21 protein-coding genes are annotated in these 22401 nt (G+C 66.3%); 10 read left to right on the top strand and 11 right to left on the bottom strand.

The annotated features are described in order from the left end of the window. Positions 1 to 36 precede the first annotated feature (36 nt). The 3 genes from pstS to NOF53_RS01695 form a co-directional block, all read right to left on the bottom strand. A complete protein-coding gene (gene pstS / locus NOF53_RS01705; RefSeq protein ID WP_255965236.1) occupies positions 37 to 1155 on the bottom strand; it encodes a phosphate ABC transporter substrate-binding protein PstS in 1119 nt (372 codons plus the stop codon). 219 nt (positions 1156 to 1374) lie between these two features. Then, positions 1375 to 2286, bottom strand: coding sequence for a mycothiol synthase (mshD, locus tag NOF53_RS01700; protein ID WP_255965235.1), 912 nt, complete (start codon positions 2284 to 2286; stop codon positions 1375 to 1377). Beyond that, the gene (locus NOF53_RS01695) at positions 2286 to 3041 is read right to left on the bottom strand and encodes a winged helix-turn-helix transcriptional regulator (RefSeq protein WP_308213773.1); all 756 of its coding nucleotides are present in this window, start codon (positions 3039 to 3041) and stop codon (positions 2286 to 2288) included. The genes mshD and NOF53_RS01695 overlap by 1 nt, the downstream gene beginning before the upstream one ends. A 205-nt stretch (positions 3042 to 3246) precedes the next feature. Between NOF53_RS01695 and NOF53_RS01690 the strand changes: the two genes are divergently transcribed. From NOF53_RS01690 to NOF53_RS01670, 5 genes are all read left to right on the top strand, one after another. Continuing rightward, a complete protein-coding gene (locus NOF53_RS01690) occupies positions 3247 to 4026 on the top strand; it encodes an LmeA family phospholipid-binding protein (protein WP_255965234.1) in 780 nt (259 codons plus the stop codon). Continuing rightward, a complete protein-coding gene (locus NOF53_RS01685; RefSeq protein ID WP_255965233.1) occupies positions 4023 to 4487 on the top strand; it encodes a thioredoxin family protein in 465 nt (154 codons plus the stop codon). Before NOF53_RS01690 ends, NOF53_RS01685 begins: the two co-directional genes overlap by 4 nt. A 234-nt stretch (positions 4488 to 4721) precedes the next feature. Beyond that, positions 4722 to 5174, top strand: coding sequence for a DUF4395 domain-containing protein (locus tag NOF53_RS01680; protein ID WP_255965232.1), 453 nt, complete (start codon positions 4722 to 4724; stop codon positions 5172 to 5174). A gap of 76 nt (positions 5175 to 5250) precedes the next feature. Continuing rightward, positions 5251 to 6087, top strand: coding sequence for a sulfurtransferase (locus NOF53_RS01675; RefSeq protein ID WP_255965231.1), 837 nt, complete (start codon positions 5251 to 5253; stop codon positions 6085 to 6087). Between the two features lie 2 nt (positions 6088 to 6089). Beyond that, entirely contained in the window at positions 6090 to 6395 is a 306-nt protein-coding gene (locus NOF53_RS01670; RefSeq protein WP_255965230.1) for a DUF1416 domain-containing protein, read from the top strand. A gap of 64 nt (positions 6396 to 6459) precedes the next feature. Here the strand turns inward: NOF53_RS01670 and NOF53_RS01665 are convergent, their stop codons facing one another. Further along, positions 6460 to 7749: a cutinase family protein gene (locus NOF53_RS01665; protein WP_255965229.1), complete on the bottom strand. Its 1290-nt coding sequence runs from the start codon at positions 7747 to 7749 to the stop codon at positions 6460 to 6462. Between the two features lie 244 nt (positions 7750 to 7993). Between NOF53_RS01665 and NOF53_RS01660 the strand changes: the two genes are divergently transcribed. After that, on the top strand, positions 7994 to 8716 hold the full coding sequence (locus NOF53_RS01660) for a heme-binding beta-barrel domain-containing protein (protein WP_255965228.1): 723 nt from the start codon (positions 7994 to 7996) through the stop codon (positions 8714 to 8716). A gap of 279 nt (positions 8717 to 8995) precedes the next feature. On the opposite strand, the gene cydC is transcribed toward NOF53_RS01660, so the two are convergent. The 5 genes from cydC to NOF53_RS01635 form a co-directional block, all read right to left on the bottom strand. Next, positions 8996 to 10675 (bottom strand): thiol reductant ABC exporter subunit CydC, encoded by a 1680-nt coding sequence (cydC, locus tag NOF53_RS01655; protein WP_255965227.1) that lies wholly within the window; start codon positions 10673 to 10675, stop codon positions 8996 to 8998. Then, positions 10665 to 12368, bottom strand: a complete 1704-nt coding sequence (gene cydD, locus NOF53_RS01650; RefSeq protein ID WP_255965226.1) for a thiol reductant ABC exporter subunit CydD — start codon at positions 12366 to 12368, stop codon at positions 10665 to 10667. The genes cydC and cydD overlap by 11 nt, the downstream gene beginning before the upstream one ends. Next, a complete protein-coding gene (gene cydB / locus NOF53_RS01645; protein WP_255965225.1) occupies positions 12365 to 13402 on the bottom strand; it encodes a cytochrome d ubiquinol oxidase subunit II in 1038 nt (345 codons plus the stop codon). The genes cydD and cydB overlap by 4 nt, the downstream gene beginning before the upstream one ends. An 11-nt stretch (positions 13403 to 13413) precedes the next feature. Beyond that, a complete protein-coding gene (locus NOF53_RS01640) occupies positions 13414 to 14907 on the bottom strand; it encodes a cytochrome ubiquinol oxidase subunit I (protein WP_255965224.1) in 1494 nt (497 codons plus the stop codon). Between the two features lie 147 nt (positions 14908 to 15054). Then, positions 15055 to 15927: an aminodeoxychorismate lyase gene (locus NOF53_RS01635; protein WP_255965223.1), complete on the bottom strand. Its 873-nt coding sequence runs from the start codon at positions 15925 to 15927 to the stop codon at positions 15055 to 15057. A gap of 62 nt (positions 15928 to 15989) precedes the next feature. Here NOF53_RS01635 and ygfZ point away from each other — a divergent pair, with 62 nt between their 5' ends. From ygfZ to NOF53_RS01615, 4 genes are all read left to right on the top strand, one after another. Next, the gene (ygfZ, locus tag NOF53_RS01630) at positions 15990 to 17111 is read left to right on the top strand and encodes a CAF17-like 4Fe-4S cluster assembly/insertion protein YgfZ (RefSeq protein ID WP_255965222.1); all 1122 of its coding nucleotides are present in this window, start codon (positions 15990 to 15992) and stop codon (positions 17109 to 17111) included. Then, positions 17108 to 17791 (top strand): MOSC domain-containing protein, encoded by a 684-nt coding sequence (locus NOF53_RS01625; RefSeq protein ID WP_255965221.1) that lies wholly within the window; start codon positions 17108 to 17110, stop codon positions 17789 to 17791. Before ygfZ ends, NOF53_RS01625 begins: the two co-directional genes overlap by 4 nt. Continuing rightward, positions 17788 to 18741, top strand: coding sequence for an asparaginase (locus NOF53_RS01620; RefSeq protein ID WP_255965220.1), 954 nt, complete (start codon positions 17788 to 17790; stop codon positions 18739 to 18741). The genes NOF53_RS01625 and NOF53_RS01620 overlap by 4 nt, the downstream gene beginning before the upstream one ends. Positions 18742 to 18922: 181 nt before the next feature. Next, a complete protein-coding gene (locus NOF53_RS01615) occupies positions 18923 to 19123 on the top strand; it encodes a DUF3073 domain-containing protein (RefSeq protein ID WP_109327228.1) in 201 nt (66 codons plus the stop codon). A 106-nt stretch (positions 19124 to 19229) separates the two neighbouring features. Here the strand turns inward: NOF53_RS01615 and purM are convergent, their stop codons facing one another. After that, positions 19230 to 20309: a phosphoribosylformylglycinamidine cyclo-ligase gene (purM, locus tag NOF53_RS01610; protein WP_255965219.1), complete on the bottom strand. Its 1080-nt coding sequence runs from the start codon at positions 20307 to 20309 to the stop codon at positions 19230 to 19232. A gap of 118 nt (positions 20310 to 20427) precedes the next feature. Continuing rightward, entirely contained in the window at positions 20428 to 22011 is a 1584-nt protein-coding gene (purF, locus tag NOF53_RS01605) for an amidophosphoribosyltransferase (protein WP_255965218.1), read from the bottom strand. Positions 22012 to 22401: the final 390 nt, after the last annotated feature.

Raw genomic sequence — 22401 nt, 5'->3', positions numbered from 1 at the left:
TAGAGATTGGGGCGGTCCGAACGAACTGCCGACGAATCAGCCGATCGCGGCGACCGACGCGTTCAGCTTCTCCTTGAAAGCGTCGGGCAGCGGCACGTAGCCCTGCTCGGCCAGGTTTGCCTGGCCCTCGTTCGCGGCACTGGTCAGGAACGACTTGACAGCAGCTGAGGTGTCGGCGTCGTAGCCCTTGGAGCAGACAACTTCGTAGGTGGCGAGCACGAGCGGGTATGCGCCGGCCTCCTTGGTACCGAAGATGGATCCGAGGTCGAGGGTGAGGTCACCCACGCCCTCACCCTTGAACTTCGCACCCTCGATGGCCTTGGCGGCAGTCTCGTCGGTCAACTCGACCGGACCGGAGCCGTTGTCGATCTGCGCGGCCTTCAGCTTGTTCTGGTCGGCGAACGACTTCTCGACGTACGTGATCGCGCCGGGAGCGGACGCAACAGCCTGCGCGACGCCGGCCGAGCCCTTGGCACCCTCACCGATACCACCGGTGAAGTCGGAGCCTGCACCAGTGGTCCAGGCACCGTTGGATGCGGCGCCGAGGTACTGCTGGAAGTTGTCGGTGGTGCCCGAGGAGTCCGAGCGAATGATGGCGGTGATGTCCTGATCCGGGAGGGTGGCGCCCTCGTTGAGTGCGGCGATCGCCGGGTCGTTCCACTTCTTGATGGTGCCGTTGAAGATCTTCGCCGTCACCTCACCGTTCAGCACGAGGTCCTCGACGCCGTCCAGGTTGTACGCGATCGCGACGGGCCCGAAGACGAGGGGAAGGTTCCATGCCTCGCCGCCGACGCAACGGGCCTTCGCCTGCTCTGCCTGCTCGGCCTTGATTGCCGAGTCGGAACCGGCGAAGTCGATCTGCCCGGCGATGAACTGCGTGCGTCCGTCACCTGAACCGCTGGGGTTGTAGGCGAGGTTGACGGTCTTACCCTTTTCCTGGCAGACGGAGATGTAAGTGGACACGAACTGGTCCATCGCGTTCTTCTGCGCCGAGGAACCGGCGGCAGAAAGGTTTGCCTTGCCCTCGCACGTTGCGTTGGACGCAGCAACGTCGACTCCGCTGGACGCGGCGTTGTTGTCGCTGCCACACGCGGCCAAGGTCATGGCACCCAGGGCCACTGCACCGAGCAGGGCACCATTGCGCTTGAAATTCACCTAGGTCCTCCGGAAATATCGTCTCGCCCCACGATCGGGCGGCGACATGAGGCGCGGATCGCTGGTTGAATCCTGCACCAGGCAACACGGCGCTGCCCATGGAGAAACCTAGGGGTAGTGAATGTCCAGTTGGACCACGATCGGTGAACGGAAAGTGAACAGACCACGCATTCGTCCAGATTTCCCGGACGTACGACCGACCGGAACGTAGTGAGATCGTCAGCGGCGCGCGTAGGCCACGTCGACGTGGAACGACTCGAAACCCAGACGCCCGTAGGTATGGAGGGCGGCGGTGTTATCACCTTCGACGTAGAGCAGCACCGCCCCGATTCCACGGTCGCGCAGATAGTGCAGTCCGGCCAGCGTGAGGAAGCGACCCAGCCCGCGCCCCTGCGCGTCGGGGTCGATCGCGACGACGTAGACCTCACCGATAGCCGGATCGTCACCCTGCGCCGGGTGCACCTTCGTCCAGTGGAAGCCGAGCAATGTGCTCTCGTCCGATGTCGCGAAGGCCATGAACAGTCCCGCCGGATCGAACCAGTCCTCGGCGCGACGCTCCGCAATCTCGCGTGGGGTCCACGAGCCCTGCTCGGGGTGCCAGGCGAACGCAGCGGCGTTGACTCGCAGCACCTCGGAGTCGTCCTCGACGCCGCGGTAGGCACGTAGTGTAATACCCTCCGGCGCAACGAGATCCGGAATATCGGCACCGGCGAGCGGACGCCTCAATTGCAACAGCTCACGCGCGCCGGTCAGCTGAAGACGCTGCGCTACCGCCTGTGCAGCGGGCAGATTGCCGTGCGCCCAGACCCGCGCACCCTGGCCGCCCTCGTCCAATGCCTCGGCGACCAGGCGGCCACCGATTCCGCGGCCACGCGCCTTCGGGTCTACCGCGAGTTCCGCCATCGCGGGGTGCTCGCCGTGACCCGGCTGCAACTGCGCGTAGCCGACCACACGGTCTTCGTCGGTCCACACCAGGTGTCGAACCTCGGCGACACCGGCCAACGCGTGAATCCCCTGCTCCGACACCGGCGCGGTTCCGTCCGCCTCGGCTGCCCGCGCCAACAGCGCGGATACCTTGACGGCCTGCGTCGCGTCGAGCCGGTCCTGCCAGGACTGCACCGAAGCACTCATCAGATCGCCGGACCCTCGGCCGACTCGAAGTCGATGTCGTCGGCATCCATGTCGTCGACGGGCGCGACAGGCGCACCCGACTTGGCCCGGGCGGGCCGAACGGCTTTGTACCCCACATTGCGGACTGTACCGATCAAGGATTCGTACTCGCTGCCCAGCTTCGCCCGTAGGCGTCGGACGTGCACGTCGACGGTGCGCGTGCCACCGAAGAAGTCGTATCCCCACACTTCCTGCAGCAACTGTGCGCGGGTGAAGACCCGCCCCGCATGCTGTGCCAGATACTTGAGGAGCTCGAATTCCTTGTAGGTGAGGTCGAGGGGGCGGCCGCGCAGACGGGCCGTGTACGTGCCCTCGTCGATGACGAGTTCGCCCAGCGTGATCTTGCCGGAGGCCTCCGGGCTGGCGACGCCACCACTGCGCCCGACGAGCAACCGCAGACGTGCGTCGACCTCTGCCGGTCCGGTGCCGGGCAGAAGGATATCGTCCAATCCCCAATCGGAATTGACGGCCACCAGGCCACCCTCGGTCAGTACGGCCACCACCGGTACGGCAGAGCCGGTACTTCCCAGCAGCCTGCACAGGCCACGGGCGGCGGCGAGATCCGTCCGCGCGTCCACCAGGGCGACATCAGCGGAGCTCGCTTCCAGAAGCGAAGACACCTCCGTCGGAGCAGGCCGCACCGAATGCGCCAACAGGGAGAGGGCCGGTAGGACCGCATCCGGGTTGGGGTCGGAGGTAAGAAGCAGTAGCTCCACACAGCCTCCCATCTCGTCACCGTCGTCCCCGACCGGCCGACTGGTGAGACGGCCGGGTGCAGGTAGATCGACACTGAAGGTATCGACACTTTTGTCGGTGACAGAGTAGCGCGCCACCTGAGCTGTTCGTTGCACCGAACCCCCCAGGCCCGGCGCCGATGGTTGCACCGGCGCCCCCGGTCACCCTGTCGGTCACAATGGGGCCGTGCGGAAACTCATCATGGGAATCGTCTTCCTCGTCGCCCTCGGTCTCGTCGTCGACTTCGGCGCAGCGGCCTACGCCGAGTACCGGGTGTCGAGAGAGCTGAGGGCGGGCGCGTCGCTCACGGCGGACCCGGAGGTCACGGTCCACGGGTTCCCGTTCCTCACTCAGGCCTGGGAAGGCGAGTACGACAACATCGAGATCCGCGCGCAAGGCGTACAGAGCGACGTCGTGGGTGAAGTGACGATCGAGTCCACCCTGCAGGGCGTGTCAGCGCCGCTGTCCGATCTGGTGGACGGCACGGTGCAGGCTCTTCCCGTCGATCACCTGACGGGCCGGATGCTGATCGACGCCACCGATCTCGGCAGATTCCTCGGTATACCGGACCTGCAGGTGTCGGCCCCTCCGGCGAGCAAATCGGACGGCACCGGCGGGTCGGGTGGCTCGGGTATGCCCACGGCAGGAGGGGTCGTCCTCACGGGCACGGTTCCGGTGGGACCGATCGAGACCACGGTCAGCGTGCAGGCCGACCTCGTCCTCGAGGGAGGTCAGGTGAAGATCGTGGCCAGCGACTTCTACTTCGGACCGGAGGGTCACGCCGACTTCAGCATCCCCGACCCCCTCGCTCCCGGCATCCTCGGACTCTTCACCCGCACGATCGACCCCCGGGAACTGCCGTTCGGGGTCCAGCCCACGCAGGTCTACGCCGAGGGTTCACAAATAGTCATCGAAGGGGTAGGTGACGACGTCACGATCGACCTGAACGAATTGCAGAACAGATGACCGGAATCACATTGTTGATCGTCACATTGCTCGTCGCGATCGCGTTCGGGCTGGTGTGGCAGCGCAGACAAGGCAGGGTCCGCACCACGAGCGAGTCCGATTCTCCCGTGACCGACGAACGGCGGCGCCTGCTCGAGGCCGCCGGCGCGGCAGCATCTGCAGATTCGGCGACCGTGCTGCATTTCTCTGCGGACTGGTGCGGGCCGTGTGCCGCTGTGCGCAGGGTGGTCGGACAGGTCGTGAACGACCTCTCCGAAGAGCCCCACCCGCCGGCAGAGGTGGAGCTCGACATCGACGAATATCCCGCTCTCGCCAGGGAACTGGGCGTCCTGTCCCTGCCGACGACGTTCATTCTGGACAGCGACCTGCGCGAACGCTTCCGGGTATCCGGAGTGCCTGCCGCGGCCGACCTGCGCGCTGCGCTTGAACCACTCTCCCGGCCCCCCGCTTCAAATTCCTGAAGAACCGGGTAAACTCACCGACGTGCAATCCAGCCACGAGCTCATGCTCACCCGACGCCGCACGGTTGACCTGTGCCGCCTCGGGGCTTGTTGCTGTACCTGCTGCTGATCACCAGGACTGTCACTTTCTGCTGACACCGCGGACCGCTCACGTGATCGAAACCCGATGAGGACGATGTTCGTCGCCCATCGGAGCCAGGCAAGCATTCAGCACTCACCGCAGGAGCACCTCTCATGTCCACAACCCTCGAAGTCGAGCAGGTCGATGTCCGTGGCCCACGGTTCGCCGCCTGGGTCACCACCGCCGTCCTGGTCGCTGTATTCGTTCTCTCCGTGTTCTCACTGCTCGCCGCGGGCGTCCTGCTCGCCCTGCAGGCCGTCGTCTTCGCAGTCGGCGCAGCCACCGGGCCGCGCCGCAGCCCGTACGGCCGAGTCTTCGGCGCACTCGTCGCTCCCCGGCTCGCCCCGGTAACCGAGAAGGAACCCGTCGCACCGCTTCGGTTCGCCCAGCTCGTCGGTTTCGTCTTCGCCGCGGTCGGAACCATCGGCTTCCTGGCCGGTTCCGGCATCGTCGGCGGCGTTGCCACCGGCTTCGCCCTGTTCGCCGCGTTCCTCAACGCCGCGTTCGGCTTCTGTCTGGGCTGCCAGATCTATCCACTGATCGCGCGAGCGCGCGTCAGCGCCTGACCGCTTTACTCCCCTGACCGTCCTACACCACTGCACCATCCACCCGAAACCGAGTAAGTACACCGAAAGGAACACCATGGCTCGCTCCGATGTCCTAGTCTCCGCCGACTGGGCTGAGCAGAACCTCAATGCCCCCAAGATCGTTTTCGTCGAGGTGGATGAGGACACCAGCGCATACGACGGCGGCCACATCGAGGGTGCCATCCGCCTCGACTGGCGGAAGGACCTGCAGGACGGCGTCCGTCGTGACTTCCTGAACCAGCAGCAGTTCTCCGACCTCCTGTCCGCCAAGGGCGTCGCCAACGAGGACACCGTCGTCCTGTACGGCGGCAACAACAACTGGTTCGCGGCCTACGCGTACTGGTACTTCAAGCTGTACGGCCACGACGACGTCAAGCTGATCGACGGCGGACGCAAGAAGTGGGAGCTCGACGGACGCCCCCTGTCCAAGGAGACCGTCACCCGCCCGGCCACCCAGTACAAGGCCGAGGCTCCCGACCTGTCGATCCGCGCGTTCCGCGACGAGGTCATCGACTCCATCGGCAACAAGAACCTGATCGACGTCCGTTCGCCCGACGAGTTCTCCGGCAAGATCCTCGCGCCGGCGCACCTGCCGCAGGAGCAGGCCCAGCAGCGTGGACACGTCCCCACGGCCATCAACATCCCGTGGAGCACCACCGCCAACGAGGACGGCACCTTCAAGTCGGACGACGACCTCGAGAAGCTGTACTCGGAGAAGGGGTACGACGAGTCGAAGCCCACCATCGCGTACTGCCGCATCGGTGAGCGCTCGAGCCACACCTGGTTCGTGCTCAAGGAAATCCTCGGCAAGTCCGATGTCAAGAACTACGACGGCAGCTGGGTCGAATACGGCTCACTCGTCGGCGCCCCGATCGAGTTGGAGGTTCACTGATTATGTGTGGAGCACCCGTCCAGACCCAGACCCTGCCCGCAGGCGTGAACGTGGAGAAGGAAACGGTCATCACCGGCCGTGTCCTCGCCACTGACGGCCAGCCGATCGGTGGAGCGTTCGTGCGCCTCCTCGACGGCAGCGGCGAGTTCACCGCCGAGGTCGTTGCCTCGGGCACCGGTGACTTCCGCTTCTTCGCCGCCCCCGGCGACTGGACGGTGCGTGCACTGTCCAGCTCCGGAAACGGCACCGCCACGGTGAGCCCGAGCGGGGCGGGCGTTCACAACGTCGACGTCACCGTCGGCGAGTAATTCCACCGCACAACAGAATGGCCCCGCTCCGCATCCGGAGCGGGGCCTTTCTCGTCCCCAAGGTCTAGTTGCCCGGGGTCGTCGCATCGGTCTGCGCTGCTGTGCCGCCGCCATTCTCGGCATGAGCCAAGTCGGTGATCCAGTCGACCAGTTTCTCGCTCTCCCAGTACCAGGGGTCGTTGGGGTTGTTGTTCCAGTAGAACAAGTGCTGGATGAACCCGAGGAAGATATACGGCTCGACCACCAGGTCGAAGATGTCCTTGTTGTCCTCGACGAATCCGGCGCCTTCGTCGGCCAGCTTTGCCTGCACCACCTCCGAGCCGGGCCCCATCGCCCAGTTCAGCGCCTCGACAACCTGCTTGTTCGTCAGCTCGATGTCGCGGTCGGGGCCATCGGGGTCGTAACTGAGGTCCGCCACTTTCCGGAGCACGTCGAGGAACGACTCGTCCGAAGCGAACCAGTCCTCGTGGGTGATGATGTGCACGATCGAGCGCGCAGCCATGCCCGACACCGCTGTCGCGAAGTCGGACAACGTCTCGCCCGGGTTCAGCAGCGTGAAGTGCATCTGACCGAGCACTCCCAACGCGAGTTCGAGGACCGCAATTTCCTGCGGCGCGTCGCACGCGATGTCGTACGGCCTGCACGCGTAGGTAATCTTTCCCTCCAGCGCGCCGTAGTCGGCCGGCTCGGACGCCATGAATCCCCCACCCGCGGGGCCAGTGTTCCCGAGCGAAGGAGTCCCCGCGGGCCGGTACGGGTCGCCGATCAAGGCCACCCCGGCGATGTCGTCGGCGGTCACCAGCGCAGTGGCGTCACGGTGGCCCAGTTCGCGCGCCACCCTTTCCACGACCTCGGCGCCGACGCTGTACCCGACGAGGACGTACTCGGTGGTGTCACCGCACTTCGTCTTGTTCTCGTCGAGGATCCGATTGGTCGACGCGACACCGGCCGTCATCGAATCTTGATACGTGGGAACGGGTTCGAGTAGACCCACACCGTAGGTGGAGGGATACGGGACGTACATCCATCCCACCTTCCCGGGCTCGTCCGCGTTGCGCGCCCCGGTCGGCACCGTCACGTTGCCCACCCAGTTCGACCAGAGCTGGCGCTCCTCGTCCGTGAGGGGGTCGCGGTCTTCCGTCGAATCGGTGGCGCCCGACACGGCCACGATCAGCGCATCCGGGCAGTCGGCGGCGTAATTGTTGGGATCCACCCGGTCCGTGTCGGCACTCCCCGAGCCGACACTTCCCGTATCCGGCGCCGCCACCGCGACACCCGGTATCGCCCACGCGAAAAGAACTGCTGTGGCGATGATCACACCTCTCGCGAGTAAATCGGAGCGTGGGCGCAGCATGAAACCTCCGTGATTAATGCGGAACGACCTGGCCGGATGGAGAAAAGAGAATCCTGGTCCCGAAGGCCAGCGACGCGGAAACGGTACTAGGCATCCACGAACGCTGCTCCCGTTTCGACCGTTCGAATGCGCCGGTTTAAGATGTCAGCGTGGTTATCTTCTTCGAGGTACTTCTTGTCCTTGCCGCCGTGTTGATCACGTGGTTCTCGCTGTACACGATCTACCGCCTGGTCACCGACGAGTCGTGAGTTCCTCTTCGGACGCAGGCGCAGATCCGTCTTCAGACCGGCCGGCTTCCGACGAGCAGGCCGGTGATTCGGCGGCCGTTCGTCGCGGCAGTGGAGACGCAGCTGTAGCGGCCGCCATCGAGCGTTCAAAGTCGACGGCGTCGCGCAACATTCCCCTGCTTCCGGACCTTCCGCTGCCCGAGGACACCGCGAATCTGCGTCTCGGCCCGGACCTCAACAACGAACTCTTGGCGGTACTGCCCCTCGTGGGTGTATGGCGCGGAGAAGGCGAAGGCCACGACCCCGACACCGGCGACTACCGATTCGGGCAGCAGATCATCGTGTCCCACAACGGTAGCAACTACCTGAGCTGGGAATCGCAGTCCTGGGTTCTCGACAGCGAGGGCGAATACGTCCGCCCTGATCTCCGCGAATCCGGTTTCTGGCGCATCAGCGGCGACGGCATTCCCGGTAGCACCAACGAAGAAGTCGTCGAGCTGCTACTCACCCACAGCTCCGGCATCGTCGAATTGTTCTACGGTCGCGCCCTCACACAATCGTCGTGGGAACTCGCCACCGACGTCGTCATCCGCAGCACCTCCGGTGACCTCGTCGGCGGCGCCAAGCGTCTCTACGGAATCGTGGAAGGCGGCGACCTCGCCTACGTAGAGGAACGCATCATCGCCGACGGAGAACTCCTCCCGCGCCTCTCCGCGCGCCTCACCCGCTACATCGGCTGACCCCACCCGTGAGTAATCGTCAACAGTCCGCGGTTGACATGTGCGCACAGGCGCGGAGCGCAGAACGGCCCCCGAGCCTTCCGGTGCGGGTGCACCGGAACCGATCTGGACCAGACCGGGGGCTCGGAGGCCGGGTAGCTGCCTGGGATTCGCTCGCCGCTCGCACGGTCAGTGAATTCCGTCAGCGGTAGCGGCTAGCTGGCAGCCACCTCACGTGTCCGTATGTCATTCAACTTCAGACCACCTCCTTCCTCGTGTACTCAAGAAAGTACGCCGCACTCACGGCGTCGGCAACGTATTTTCGCTCTCCGCGTTCTCGACGTGAATCACCAGGTCAGCGCTGGTATCCTGCGGCAGCTGATGAGTGACCACGACGACGGTGCGCTGCCACGACACCAGATTTCCGTCCCCCTCGAGGAGATCTCTCAGCAGTTGCGCCCCGGCGTCCGCGTCGAGATGCTCGGTGGGTTCGTCGAGCAACAGCACGTCGGCTGGTGAGAGGAGGGCGCGGGCAAGCAACAACCTGCGGCGTTGCCCGCCCGACACGGCCCGAGCGCCGCCGGCGAGTGTGGTGGACAGGCCCTGCGGCAGCCGCGCCACCCATTCGCCGAGCCCCACGGAATCGAGGACGTCGAGCGCTTCGTCCTCCTGTAGATCGCCGCGCGCGACGCGCAAATTTTCGAGTACGGATGTGTCGAAGAGGTGCGCGTCTTCGGCGAAGAATCCGATTCTGCGCCGCAGGGAGTCGGGCCGGACTTCGGCCAGGTCGGCACCGTCGACGTCGATTTCTCCCGACACCGGCGGCAGCAGTCCGGCGAGTGTCATCAGCGCGGTGGTCTTGCCTGCGCCACTTCCGCCGACGATCGCGACCCGGGCACCCGGCGGGAGGTCCAGGTCGATCGGTGCCGTTGTCTTGCCGCCGGGCCACCCGCACCGCAGGCCGGTCGTTCGCACGTGCATGGGACCGACCAGTTCCCGGTCTCCGGGATGGGGGTCGGGGGCGGCGACATCGAGCAGCGCGAGGATCCGCCGTGACGCGATCCTGGCCCGGCTCAGCGCCACAGCGGCCGCGGGAAGGGCGCTGGTCGCCTCGAACGCCGACAGCGGCACGAGGACGAGGATGCCGAGGGCCATCGGGCTCATCGTCCCCGACGAGTACAGGTTCACGCCGATGAGCAGCGCACCGATCACGCTCGCCCCGACCGCGAGCGGTGTGGCGGCGTCCGCGAACGCGCCGGGCACAGCGGCGCGGTCGGTCGCTGCGACGGCGGCCCGCTCGGCGCCGACTGCACCGTCGACGGTGCGGTCGAGTTGTCCGGCCACTCTCAACTCGGCTGCGTGATCCAACGCCGTGACTGCCTCTTCGCTGAAGCGTGCCCGAGCATCGGCGCCGTCCGTCTCGGACATCAGCGCTGCCCGGGCAGAGAGTGCCGGCGCGGCAATCCCGGACACGGCGAGCGAGACCGCGAGAATCAGCGCGGCGCCAGGAGAGATGACGGCGAGGATGCCCACCGCTGCCCCGGAGAGGACGACCGCGACGGCAATGGGCACGAGCGCACGCACCACGACATCGCCGAGAGTGTCCACGTCCGCCCCGGTGCGGGCGAGGAGGTCGCCGCGGCGCAGTCCCGCCGCGGCGGCGGGATTTCCGGCGGCCAGCCGCTGATACAGCCGACTACGGGCGGACGTCGTCCCCCTCAGAGCGGTGTCGTGGGTGGCCAGCCGCTCGAGGTAGCGGAACACCCCGCGGGAGATCCCGAGGGCCCGGACCGCGACCACCGCGACACTCAGATCGAGGACGGGCGGCATCTGCCAGGCTCTCGTGATCAGCCACGCCGACAGCGCAGCGAGTGCCAGTGCGCTGCCCAGGGTGGCCACACCGGCGGCCACGGCACGCAGCACTCGCCTCGGCGCGAGTTCGAGGAGCAGGAGGGCACGCAGGAGCGGGTCAGTCGGCATCGGCACGCGCCTCGATCACGGAATCGGCGGCCGCCAGCACACTGGGCCGGTGGGCGATCACGACCACGGTCTTCCCCGCCGAAGCGAGCCTCCGGAGGGAGGCGAGCACGGTCGATTCAGACCTGTCGTCGAGGTGCGCGGTCGGCTCGTCGAGAACCAGGACGGGACGCCGGGTGGCGAGCACCCGGGTCAGCGCGAGCCGCTGACGCTGGCCCAGCGACAAGCCCTCGCCACCCGTACCGACGCGAGTGTCCCAACCGTCCGGGAGTTCAGCGAGAACGGAATCGAAACCGGTTGCCGTACAAGCTTCCTCGACGTCCACCACGTCCCCGATCAGCCGGAGATTCTCGTCCAGGGTGCCGGGTACGAGAACGGGACGTTGCGGGAGCCAGGCCACATGCGCCCACCACGCCGTCCGGTCGAGTTGTGGGACGGGCATTCCGGCCACGCGCACCTCTCCGGCGTCCGGTTCGGTGAGGGCCAGAAGAACCTGCACGGCGGTCGATTTGCCGGAGCCGTTCGGTCCGGTCAGCACAGTGACGCGACCGGGCTCGAACACTCCGGACAAGGCACGCGGAGCCATGCCGTGGCGCGAACGTACGCTCACTCCGTCGAACTCGATCCTCGCTCCTCGTGCGTCGATGCCGCTGGTCCCTGCGCCGCTGACGGGACGGTCGGCATCGATCACCGCGAATGCCCGGTCTGCCGCCGCCATTCCGTCTTCCGCGGCATGGAAGCGGGTTCCGACCATTCGCAGCGGGAGATACACCTCGGGCGCGAGGATCAGCGCCACTATTCCTGCCTCCAGGGTCATTTCCCCGTAAACCAGGCGCAGACCGATACTGACAGCGACCAACGCGACGCACAGGGTCGCGAGCAGTTCGAGCACCATGGACGAGAGGAATGCCACCCGCAGGGCGGACATCGCGGTGCGGCGGTGGGCGTCACCGAGTTCCCGCACTCGCACGGCTGGGCCGTGCTCACGCCCCAACGCACGGAGCGTGGGCAGACCGGCGAGTAGGTCGAGCAGCTGTGAAGACAGTGCCGTCATCGCAGTCAGCGTCTTTGCCGCCTTGCCCTTGGTCAGCAAACCGATGAGGACCATGAAGATCGGGATCAACGGCAGGGTGACGAAGATGATCGCCGCCGACGTCAGGTCCGCAAAGGCGATGACCACCAGAGTCGCGGGGGTAAGTGTGGCCGCGAGAACCAGGGCGGGCAGATAGCCGGTGAGATACGGCAACAAACCATCGATTCCGCGGGTGAGTACCGTCGCGATCTCGTCCCGCCGCACGTCGAGGTCTCGGGGTCGCAGCCGGACGGCGGCCGTGAGGACTTCACCCTTCAGTTCTGCCACCACCCGGCTGGCCGCACGATGCGCGAACCTTGATTGCAACCAGGTGCCGAGAGTTCGAACTCCGGTCGCCACTACGAGAATCGAGAGTTCGGTGGTCCATCGACGCACGTCGGTGGCGTCGTCGACGATGATTCCCGCGAGAATCCGTCCGAGGGCCAGGGCCGACAGGACGACCATCGCGACGTTGACAACCGACAGCCCGACGGTCAGGACGAGATAGCCGCGGGCCGCGGCGGAGTAGCGCCACAACCGGGGATCGATCGGCGGGCGGGAACCGGTCTTCCCGGTGGGCCGCTCACCGGGGAGACGAAGTTCCGCGCCTGTGTCGACGCTCATCTGCGCCCGAGTGGGAGACCGATCGACGGCGGGATGTGCTTGGTCGAAATACGTTGACGGAACACCCAGTACGTCCAGCCCTGATAGATGAGGACCACGGGAGTGAGGAACGCAGCCGCCCAGGTCATCACTTTCAGCGTGTACGGACTCGACGACGCGTTGTCGATCGTCAAGCTATAGGCGGCGTCGAGGGTAGACGGCATGACTTCGGGGAAGAGCGACGCGAACAGCAGCACCACGCTGGCGACGACGGCGATCGACGTCAGTGCGAACGCCCAGCCCTCGCGTCCGGCGCGCGTGAGGGCGATCACCCCGACGAGAGCCGCGGCTGCTGCCACCACCAGGATCCAGGTCCACCCCTTGCCGTACGCCAGCTGAGTCCACAGGACGAATCCCCCGGCCACCGGAACTGTAGGCAGTGCCAGCCTCGTCGCCAGTTCGACGGCGTCGACGCGGACGTCGTCGGCGGTCTTGAGCGCCAGGAACACGGCACCATGCAACGCGAACACGAGCGCCGTGGTCAGCCCACCGAGCAGCGCATAGGGATTGAGCAGATCGAGAAGACTCGAGGTGACCTGCTTCTCGGCATTGATGTCGACGCCCCGCACAATGTTCGCGAAGGCCACACCCCACAGCACCGCGGGAACCCACGACCCGAAGACGATGCCCCAGTCGCACCGCCGGCGCCAGGTGTCGTCGTCGATCTTGCCGCGGTACTCGATGGCACAGATTCGCACGATGAGTGCCACCAGAATCAGCAGGAGCGGGAGGTAGAAACCGGAGAACAACGTGGCGTACCACTCGGGAAACGCTGCGAACAAGGCGCCGCCCGCCGTGATGAGCCACACCTCGTTGCCGTCCCACACCGGGCCGATGGTGTTGAGGACAACTCGCCGGCGAGTGTCCCCGTCGGCGTCCTTGCGCCTGCCCAGCACCGGCATCAGCATTCCGACGCCGAAGTCGAATCCCTCGAGCACGAAATACCCGGTGAAGAGCACCGCGATCAGGATGAACCACACTTCTTCGAGTCCCATGACCGTCTCCCCTAGTAGGCGAACGAGAGTTGTTTGGGCGTGTCCGGCTCCTCGGGTTCCTCGTCGTCGCCCGGTGGATGGGCGTCGTGCTCGAGCGGCCCTTCGACGGCGTAGCGACGAATCAGCTTGAACCACACCACGCCCAAAGCGCCGTACAGAAGAGTGAAGGTGATCAGGGAGAACCACACGGTCCACACCGAATGATGCGACACGCCCTGGTCGACGGTCAGCCGGATCATGTCCACTCCGGTGGGATTGGGCGCGACAACCCATGGCTGGCGGCCCATCTCGGTGAAGATCCAGCCGGCGCTGTTGGCGAGGAAGGGTGTAGGGATCGCGGCGACACTGAGCCACGAGAACCACTTCTGATCAGGAACCCGGCCACCGCGCGTGAGCCACAGCCCAGCCACCGCAAGCAGAGCGGAACCGGCGGCCAGACCGATCATGGCGCGGAACGACCAGTAGGTGACGAACAGATTGGGGCGATAGTTACCGGGACCGAATTGCTCTTCGTACTGGGCCTGTAGATCCTCGACGCCCTGCAACGTCACCCCGGTGAACTCGCCCTCGGCGAGATAGGACAGGACGAACGGCACGTCGAGCACGTGCGTCACACCATCGCAGTTGTTGTGGGTGCCGACCGTGAGAATGGAGAAGTCGGGGTCGGTCGCGGTGTGGCACAGCGATTCTGCCGACGCCATCTTCATGGGCTGCTGCTCGAACATCAGCTTGCCTTGCACGTCGCCGGTAAAGACGAGTGCGGCACCTGCGGCGATCACCACCAGCAGCGACAGCCGCGCGGCCGGACGGAACATGGTCCGTGCGTCACCTTCCAGCTTCGCCGCCTCGGGTGCGGTGGCCGTCTTCGCCCGTCGCATGCTGCGCACCATCCACCATCCGGCGATACCCGCGACGAAGGTTCCTGCCGTGAGGAACGCGCCGGCCACCGCATGGGGGAAGGCCGCCATCGCCGTGTTGTTGGTGAGTAGCGCCCAGATGCTGGTGAGTTCGGCGCGACCGGTGTCGGGGTTGTAGGTCGCCCCGACGGGATGCTGCATGAAGGAGTTGGCCGCGATGATGAAGTACGCGGACGCATTCACCCCGATGGCGACCAGCCAGATGGTAGCCAGGTGGACGAGCTTGGGCAGTCGGCCCCAACCGAAGATCCAGAGTCCGAGGAATGTCGACTCGAGGAAGAATGCGACCAGACCCTCGAGCGCCAGCGGAGCTCCGAACACGTCTCCCACGAAGCGAGAGTATTCGCTCCAATTCATGCCGAACTGGAATTCCTGCACGATGCCGGTTGCGACACCGAGCGCGAAGTTGATCAGGAAGAGCTTGCCGAAGAACTTGGTGAGTCGATACCAGTGGGTCTTACCAGTGACCACCCACATCGTTTGCATCGCGGCGATGAGCGGCGCGAGCCCGATCGTCAGGGGGACGAGGATGAAGTGATAGACGGTGGTGATGCCGAACTGCCACCGGGAGACATCCAGGGTATCCATGGCTACTCCGAAACTGGGCCCGTGGACAGGCTTCGGGGTCGAGGCGTGGGCATCCGCTCGATCCCTGTGCGCCTGGTCCTGCCGAGGCAGTCTTCCCTTGCAGTCTCCCCTTGCAGGACCTGGCTACTACCGAATGTAGTAGGCCTGTCAAGCCTCGGCAGACTCGGAGCCCGCGGTCTCCACCGCGAGGTCGACCAGCTTCACGATCTCGTCAGCGAGAGGGGGCTCCGGCAGCACCAGCCCGTCGATCTTGCGCACCCGAGCAGCCATGGTGACACTGGAGATCATCCAAACACCCTCTGCCGTAATGAGATCTGCGGGACGCAGCGCGGCGTACTCGCAGCGGAAACCCCTTCCGGTCGCCACCTCGTACAGCGCCTGCTGCGTGGTCCCCGGGAGGATGCCGTGCTCCGGCGGCGGCGTGAGAAGCGTTTTGTCCCGGGCGATGACCACAGTGGAACGTGGCCCTTCCAACACATTGCCCTCGCTACTGACGAAGATCACATCGTCGGCACCCAGTGTCGCCGCATACCGCAACGCCGCCATGTTGGTCGCATAAGACAAGGTCTTGGACCCGAGTAGCTGCCACGGCGCACTCGCCGACAGGTCCACGGAATACCCACGCGCCAGTGTGAGAACCGACACGCCGTCTCGACGAGCGTCGAGAATCCGCCCGGCGACAGCACCGATCGTGACGAAAGCCGTCGGGTCGCCACCGGACTCCCGGCCCCGGGTGAGCACCAGACGCATCGCGCCCTCGCGTTCGGAACCCCACTGCTCCACGGCAAGGTCGATGGCAAGGCGCCACTCGTCGAGACCCTGCATCGGCAGAGCGAGGGCCCGGGCCGACATCACCAGACGTGACAGATGGGGTTCCACCTTGAGCGCGCGGCCACCGCGGACCAACAGCGTCTCGAAGACGCCGTCGCCGCGCACCACAGCCAGATCGTCCGCGTACAGGAGCGGTGCGTCCGCATCGCGTACCTCGTGGTCCAGCGTCACCAGCACTGCATCAGACATGTGGCCCACCCTATCCACCCTGCCTGCGGCCACACCCCCTCCATGGTCCCTAGACTGGGTTCGTGGTCGACAAACTGCCCGTTTCACCCAGTCCACTTCTCACGGCCCCGGGCGCGGTCCGAGCGCCCGACGACTCGCCGGACGCCGGGGTCGCATGGCATCACGGCGACCCACTCGGGGAACAGCGCAGCGCAGAGCGTTCCGCCGTCGTCATCGATCGATCGCACCGTTTCGTGCTCGCTGTCAGCGGTTCCGAACGGCTCACTTGGCTACACACCATTTCGAGCCAGCACGTCGCCGCCCTTGCCGACGGCGCGAGTGCCGAGAACCTCAGCCTCGACCTCAACGGCCGCGTCGAGCACCACTTCGTGCAGACCGATCTCGACGGCATCACGTGGATCGACACCGAGACCGATCGCGGACCCGACCTCCTGTCGTTCCTGACCAAGATGGTGTTCTGGGCCAAGGCCGAACCCCGCGACGGGAACGAACTGGCGGTCCTCACCGTGATCGGACCGGACGCCGCCGTGGTGCTCGACGGGGCCGGAGCCGCCGCACCCACCGAGCCGTACGCCGCTGTCGCGCTCGCGGGCGGGGGGTTCGTTCGTCGCATGCCGTGGCCCACCGATTCCTCGTTCGACCTCCTCGTGCCACGCGAGCAGCTCACCGATTGGTGGGCCCGGCTCACTGCGGCGGGTGCTGCACCGGCCGGAACGTGGGCATTCGAAGCACTCCGGGTAGCGGCCGTCCGGCCCCGCCTCGGGCTCGACACCGACGACCGCACCATTCCGCACGAAGTCCGGTGGATCGGCGGTCCTGCCGAGTACGGGGCCGTCCACCTGGAGAAGGGCTGCTATCGCGGGCAGGAAACGGTGGCTCGTGTCCACAATCTCGGCAAGCCGCCTCGCCACCTCGTTCTGCTGCACCTCGATGGGAGCGCCGACGGTCGCCCGGAGGTCGGTGACCCTGTCACGGCAGGCGGTCGCGCAGTGGGCCGTGTGGGTACGGTGATCGACCACCACGAATTCGGGCCCATCGCTCTCGCTCTGATCAAACGTTCCATCCCCGTCGACACCGAGCTGATCACCGGGCCGTGCTCCGCCTCCATCGACCCCGACTCCGTTCCCACCGAGGAGGCCGTGCAGGCCGGCCGGGCCGCCATCGAGCGGCTGCGGGGCCGGTGAGCGGCGGGGCAGGGGCGGTCGGCGAGGTGCTGGCCGTCTGCGTCCTGCACACCGAGCGAGACAGTGGTGTCCGGCGGGTCGAACGCACAGCGATCGACAAGCGTCCGGTGGACGGGCCGGTACGTGTGACGACCGCCGGGTTGGCAGGGGACTACGTCTGCGACACCAAGTACCACGGGGGCTCGTTCAAGGCCGTGTATGCCTACCAGGAAGACGAGGCGCGGCGGTGGGAGTCGGAGCTGGGCCGCGAGCTTCCGCCGGGCTGGTTCGGCGAGAATCTGCGGGTCCGTGGCATCCCGACGAGCGACGCGGTGATCGGTGAGCGCTGGCGGATCGGCACCACCGAACTGGAAGTGGACAGCCCCCGGACACCCTGCCGCACCTTCGCGGTGTGGGCAGGCGAGCAGCACTGGGTCAGGCGCTTCACCCAATGCGGGGACACCGGGGCGTATCTGCGGGTGGTAACGGAAGGGTCGATCAGTCCCGGTGACACCGTGCACCGCCGCCACGTCCCGGCCCACGGTGTCACGGTGCGCGACCTCTTCAGCGGCCGCGAGCCGGAGCGCTGCGCGTCTCTGCTCGCACAGCAGAGGGATCTCTCGCCGGCCGCCGCCCAGATGGCCCGGCGCATCGTCGAGCGAGCGGGCATCGCCGAATCGCAGGACCAGGTGACGACGTGAGCATCGAAATCGTCGAGGTGGTTCGGTCGGGGTTCCGCGAGTGCCTCCATCGAGGGTCAGCCGTAATCCTGGGTCCGGACGGCGATATCGCCCTGGCACTCGGTGAGGTGCACACCCCGATCTACCCGCGTTCGTCCAACAAGCCCTGGCAGGCAGTGACCCTCCTCCGAAACGGCTTCACGCCGACGAGTCCGGAGGAGCTCGCCATCGCCACCGCCTCGCACGAGGGGGAATCCGACCACGTCGAACTGGTCGAGGAACTACTCCTCCGTCACGGACTCGACGAGGACCAGCTCCGCTGTCCCGCCGACCTCCCGTCCAACGAACTCGCCCGCGCCGAATTGCTCGCTGCCGGAGAACTCCCCCGGCCCCTGTACATGAACTGCTCGGGCAAACATGCCGCGATGCTCGCTACTTGCCTGGCAAACGACTGGCCGTTGGACAGCTACCTCGAGCCGACGCACCCGTTGCAACTCGCGGTCGTCGAGACCCTCGGGTCGATCAGCGGTGACGTCGATGCCGAGTTGGGTATCGACGGGTGCGGCCTCCCGATCGTCCCGCTTTCGTTGACGCATCTGGCGCGGGCATTCGCGCGGCTCGTCACGGCCGAGCCCGATTCACCGGAGCGGGCCGTCGCCGATGCCATCCGGGAGCACCCCTATCTGGTTTCGGGGACCGGAAAGGACGACGCCCGGCTGATGCCGGTGGTACCCGGGCTGGTGTCGAAGGCCGGCGCGGAGGGGGTCTACGCCGGAGCGCTGCCGGACGGTTCCGCCTTCGCCCTCAAGATCGAGGACGGCCACGAGCGGGCCCGTTTGCCGCTGGCGGCAGCCCTGTTGCACAGGATGGGCGCGGAGTGGACGGAAGACCTCGCGGCCCTCGCTTCACAGCCCGTACTCGGCGGCGGCGTCCGGGTGGGAACCGTCCGCGCGATTCCCGGAACGTTCTGAGCCGAATAATTTCGCCATTCTGGCTGCTCGCGGACGCGGTGAGACACAACAGACACCGCGACAGGCGGTGGATGGAAGCGCGAGCGAGTTTTCCACGCTAGAGTGTGGGCAGGAACTTACACACTCAAACGGGGCCGCCAAATTCCCCAGGCCGCCCCGCGAAAGCGCGAGGGGGTCAGCCATGGGCCGCGGCCGGGCTAAGGCAAAGCAGACCAAGGTTGCACGCGAGTTGAAGTACAGCGTACCGACCACGGATTTTGACAGCCTGCAACGAGAGCTCTCAGGTGGGTCGTCCAACTCGCATCGGGACGAGGTCTTTGCTGACCAGCGTGCCGACAGGGAGGGTTACTCCTTGGAGGACGATGACGACTGGCGGCGCTGATAGTAGCGACAATGAAATGAGGGGGAGCCGAGTCCGGCTCCCCCTCATTTCCACATCTTCAGCCGGATAGGGCCACTAGCCCGCCCCGTCCGGCTTTGTCAGATCCTCAGAATCGCGGGTGATCGCCGGCGAGTTGTGCGCGCAACTCCGACGCGTCGTGCGACTTCTTGATGCTGCCCAACGTCCAGCAGTCGATGTGCCGTGCCGTCAGGACGGCCAGCGCACGATCCACATCCTCGGGCGCCACGATGGCCACCATGCCGACGCCCATGTTGAACGTCTGCTCCATCTCACTGCGCTCGACCCGGCCGCGCTGCGCGATCATCGCGAAGATGGGAGCCGGGCTCCAGGTTCCGCGGTCGAGTTCGGCGACGAGACCCTTGGGCATGACGCGCGCCAGGTTGTTGGCCAGTCCTCCACCGGTAACGTGGCAGAACGTGCGCACGTCGGTCTCGGCGGCGAGAGCCAGGCAGTCCTTCGCGTAGATCTTGGTCGGCTCGAGCATTTCTTCGCCCAGCGTGCGGCCGAACTCGTCGACATGTGCCGTCAAGCTCATGTGGTCGATCTCGAGCAACACCTTGCGGGCCAGCGAATAACCATTGGAATGCAGCCCCGAGGAGCCCATGGCGATGACGACGTCGCCGGGACGGACCCGCTCGGGACCGAGGACCTGATCGGCCTCGACCACGCCGATACCGGTCGCGGACAGGTCGTAGTCGCCGTCGGCCATGACGCCGGGATGCTCTGCCGTCTCGCCGCCCAGCAACGCGCAGCCGGCCTGGATGCAGCCTTCGGCGATGCCGCTCACCAGCTCGGCGACCCGCTCGGGGACGACCCGTCCGACAGCAATGTAGTCCTGGAGGAACAGCGGCTCGGCGCCGCACACCACGAGGTCGTCGACGACCATCGCGACCAGGTCTAGGCCGACCGTGTCGTGCTTGTCGAGTGCCTGGGCGACGGCGAGTTTGGTGCCGACACCGTCCGTGGAGGCCGCGAGCAGCGGCTCCTTGTAGTCACCCTTGAGCGCGAACAGACCCGCGAATCCACCCAGACCACCGAGAACCTCGGGACGGCTGGCCTTCTTGGCCAGGGGCGCGAAGAGTTCCACCGCCCGATCGCCTGCGGCGATGTCGACTCCTGCGGCGGCGTAGGACGCTCCAGGGCGACTTGTCGGATCCTCGGTCATGTGGTTGTTACTCCAGCCTTCTGTTGCTCGTCAAAGTGGTGTCGGTCGGGCAATCGAGTGCTGCGATTGCGCCCTTACGGTACCGGAGCACATTCGACGGCCGACCCGATGTACTGGTCTAGGGCCGGCTGAGCGCGTGCGCGTTGTCGTTCTCCCGGGTCGCGGGACCGCCGGCTGCGCTCTCGAGCATTCCTTCGAGGACGTTCTTGCCCATCGACGTTTCCGTCGGGAGCGCGATGGGATAGGTGCCGGTGAAGCAGGCCGTGCACAGCCGCGAGGCCGGCTGCTCGGTGGCCGCAATCATGCCGTCGGTGGAGATGTAACCGAGGGTGTCGGCACCGATGGAGCGGCGCACGCCCTCGAGCATCTCGTCGAAGCTTCCGGGTTCGGCTCCACCGCCGGCGCCGTTGGCGATCAGCTCGGCCGGCGACGCGAAGTCGATGCCGTAGAAGCACGGCCACTTGACCGGCGGCGACGCGATCCGGACATGGATCTCGAGCGCACCTGCCTCCCGCAGCATCCGGATGAGCGCGCGCTGAGTGTTGCCTCGGACGATGGAGTCGTCCACCACGACGAGGCGTTTGCCGCGGATGACTTCCTTGAGCGGATTGAGCTTGAGCCGGATACCGAGCTGGCGGATGGTCTGGGAAGGCTGAATGAAGGTACGGCCCACGTAGGCGTTCTTCATCAGGCCTTGGCCGTACGGAATTCCCGACCCCTGCGCGTAACCGACCGCGGCCGGCGTGCCCGACTCCGGGACCGGAATCACGAGGTCGCCGTCGGCGGGATGCTCGGTGGCGAGGCGACGGCCGATCTCGACGCGGGTGGAGTGCACCGAACGGCCGGCGATGACGCTGTCCGGGCGTGCGAGGTACACGTACTCGAACACGCAGCCCTTGGGCTCGGGATTCGCGAAGCGGGAAGAGCGGACTCCGTCGGCGTCGATGGCGAGAAGTTCGCCGGGCTCGATGTCGCGGACGAAGGACGCGCCGACGATATCGAGTGCGGCCGTCTCGCTGGCCACTACCCAACCGCGGTCGAGGCGGCCGAGACACAGTGGGCGGATGCCGTGCGGGTCACGGGCGGCGTAGAGGGTGTGCTCGTCCATGAAAGTAAGACAGAACGCGCCGCGCAGCGTCGGCAGTAGCTTCATGGCCGCCTGCTCGATGGTGCTGTCGGTGGCGGCATGGGCCAGGAGCGCACCGACGACATCCGAATCGGAGGTGGCGCCGCCCGGGCGTTTGTCGTTGACCAGCCCGGCTTCACGAGCACGTCCGGCCAGCTCCGCCGTGTTCACCAGGTTGCCGTTGTGCCCTAGGGCGATGCCACTGCCCGCAGCGGTGGTCCGGAAGATCGGCTGGGCGTTCTCCCACGTGGTCGATCCTGTGGTCGAGTACCGGCAGTGCCCGACTGCGACGTGGCCGGGCATGGCCGCAAGCGTCTGCTCGTCGAATACCTGACTGACCAAACCGAGGTCTTTGAACACCAGCACCTGGGAGCCGTCCGCGACCGCGATCCCTGCCGCTTCCTGTCCACGGTGCTGTAGGGCATAGAGCCCGTAATAGGTGAGTTTCGCCACATCCTCTCCCGGCGCCCAGACACCGAAGACTCCGCATTCTTCGCGGGGTTCGTTCTCGTCCTCGTCGGACGGGTTCGAAGAGAGGAGATTAGGACTGTTGACCGACAGATCGGCTCTGGTCACCGGGGTGCTCCCTGGGGATGGGCGTGTGAGGGGCAACCACAGTCTACGTGCCGTCTGCGGTGGGCTCGGCTGCGGTGCCTGATCGGTGTGCCCCAGATCCCGGACGGACGGGCTTGCATCGATTGGTTTCGATACCGATCGGAAGCTGGATCGACTCGAGTGTGGTCTTTTCCGATGAACGTCCGCACCACGACTCCGGCCGCGCCCCCACGCCTCCCTGAGGCCTTCGAGGGCGTCATCGGGACACCACTTCCGGTGCACGTCCGATGCTGGACGGCTCCGAGGCGGGGGCCGATCCGGACCTCACCGTGTTCCCGAACCGCCCGGCGATCCGCAGAATGCTGTGGTCGCCGAACGAACTGGGATTCGTCCGGGCCTCGGTGTCCCATC

It is taken from the genome of Rhodococcus tibetensis (assembly GCF_024438035.1).
Taxonomy (GTDB): Bacteria; Actinomycetota; Actinomycetes; order Mycobacteriales; family Mycobacteriaceae; genus Rhodococcus_F; species Rhodococcus_F tibetensis.
Note: the sequence above shows the minus strand (reverse complement) of the source record. Positions and strands in the feature narration are given on the sequence as shown.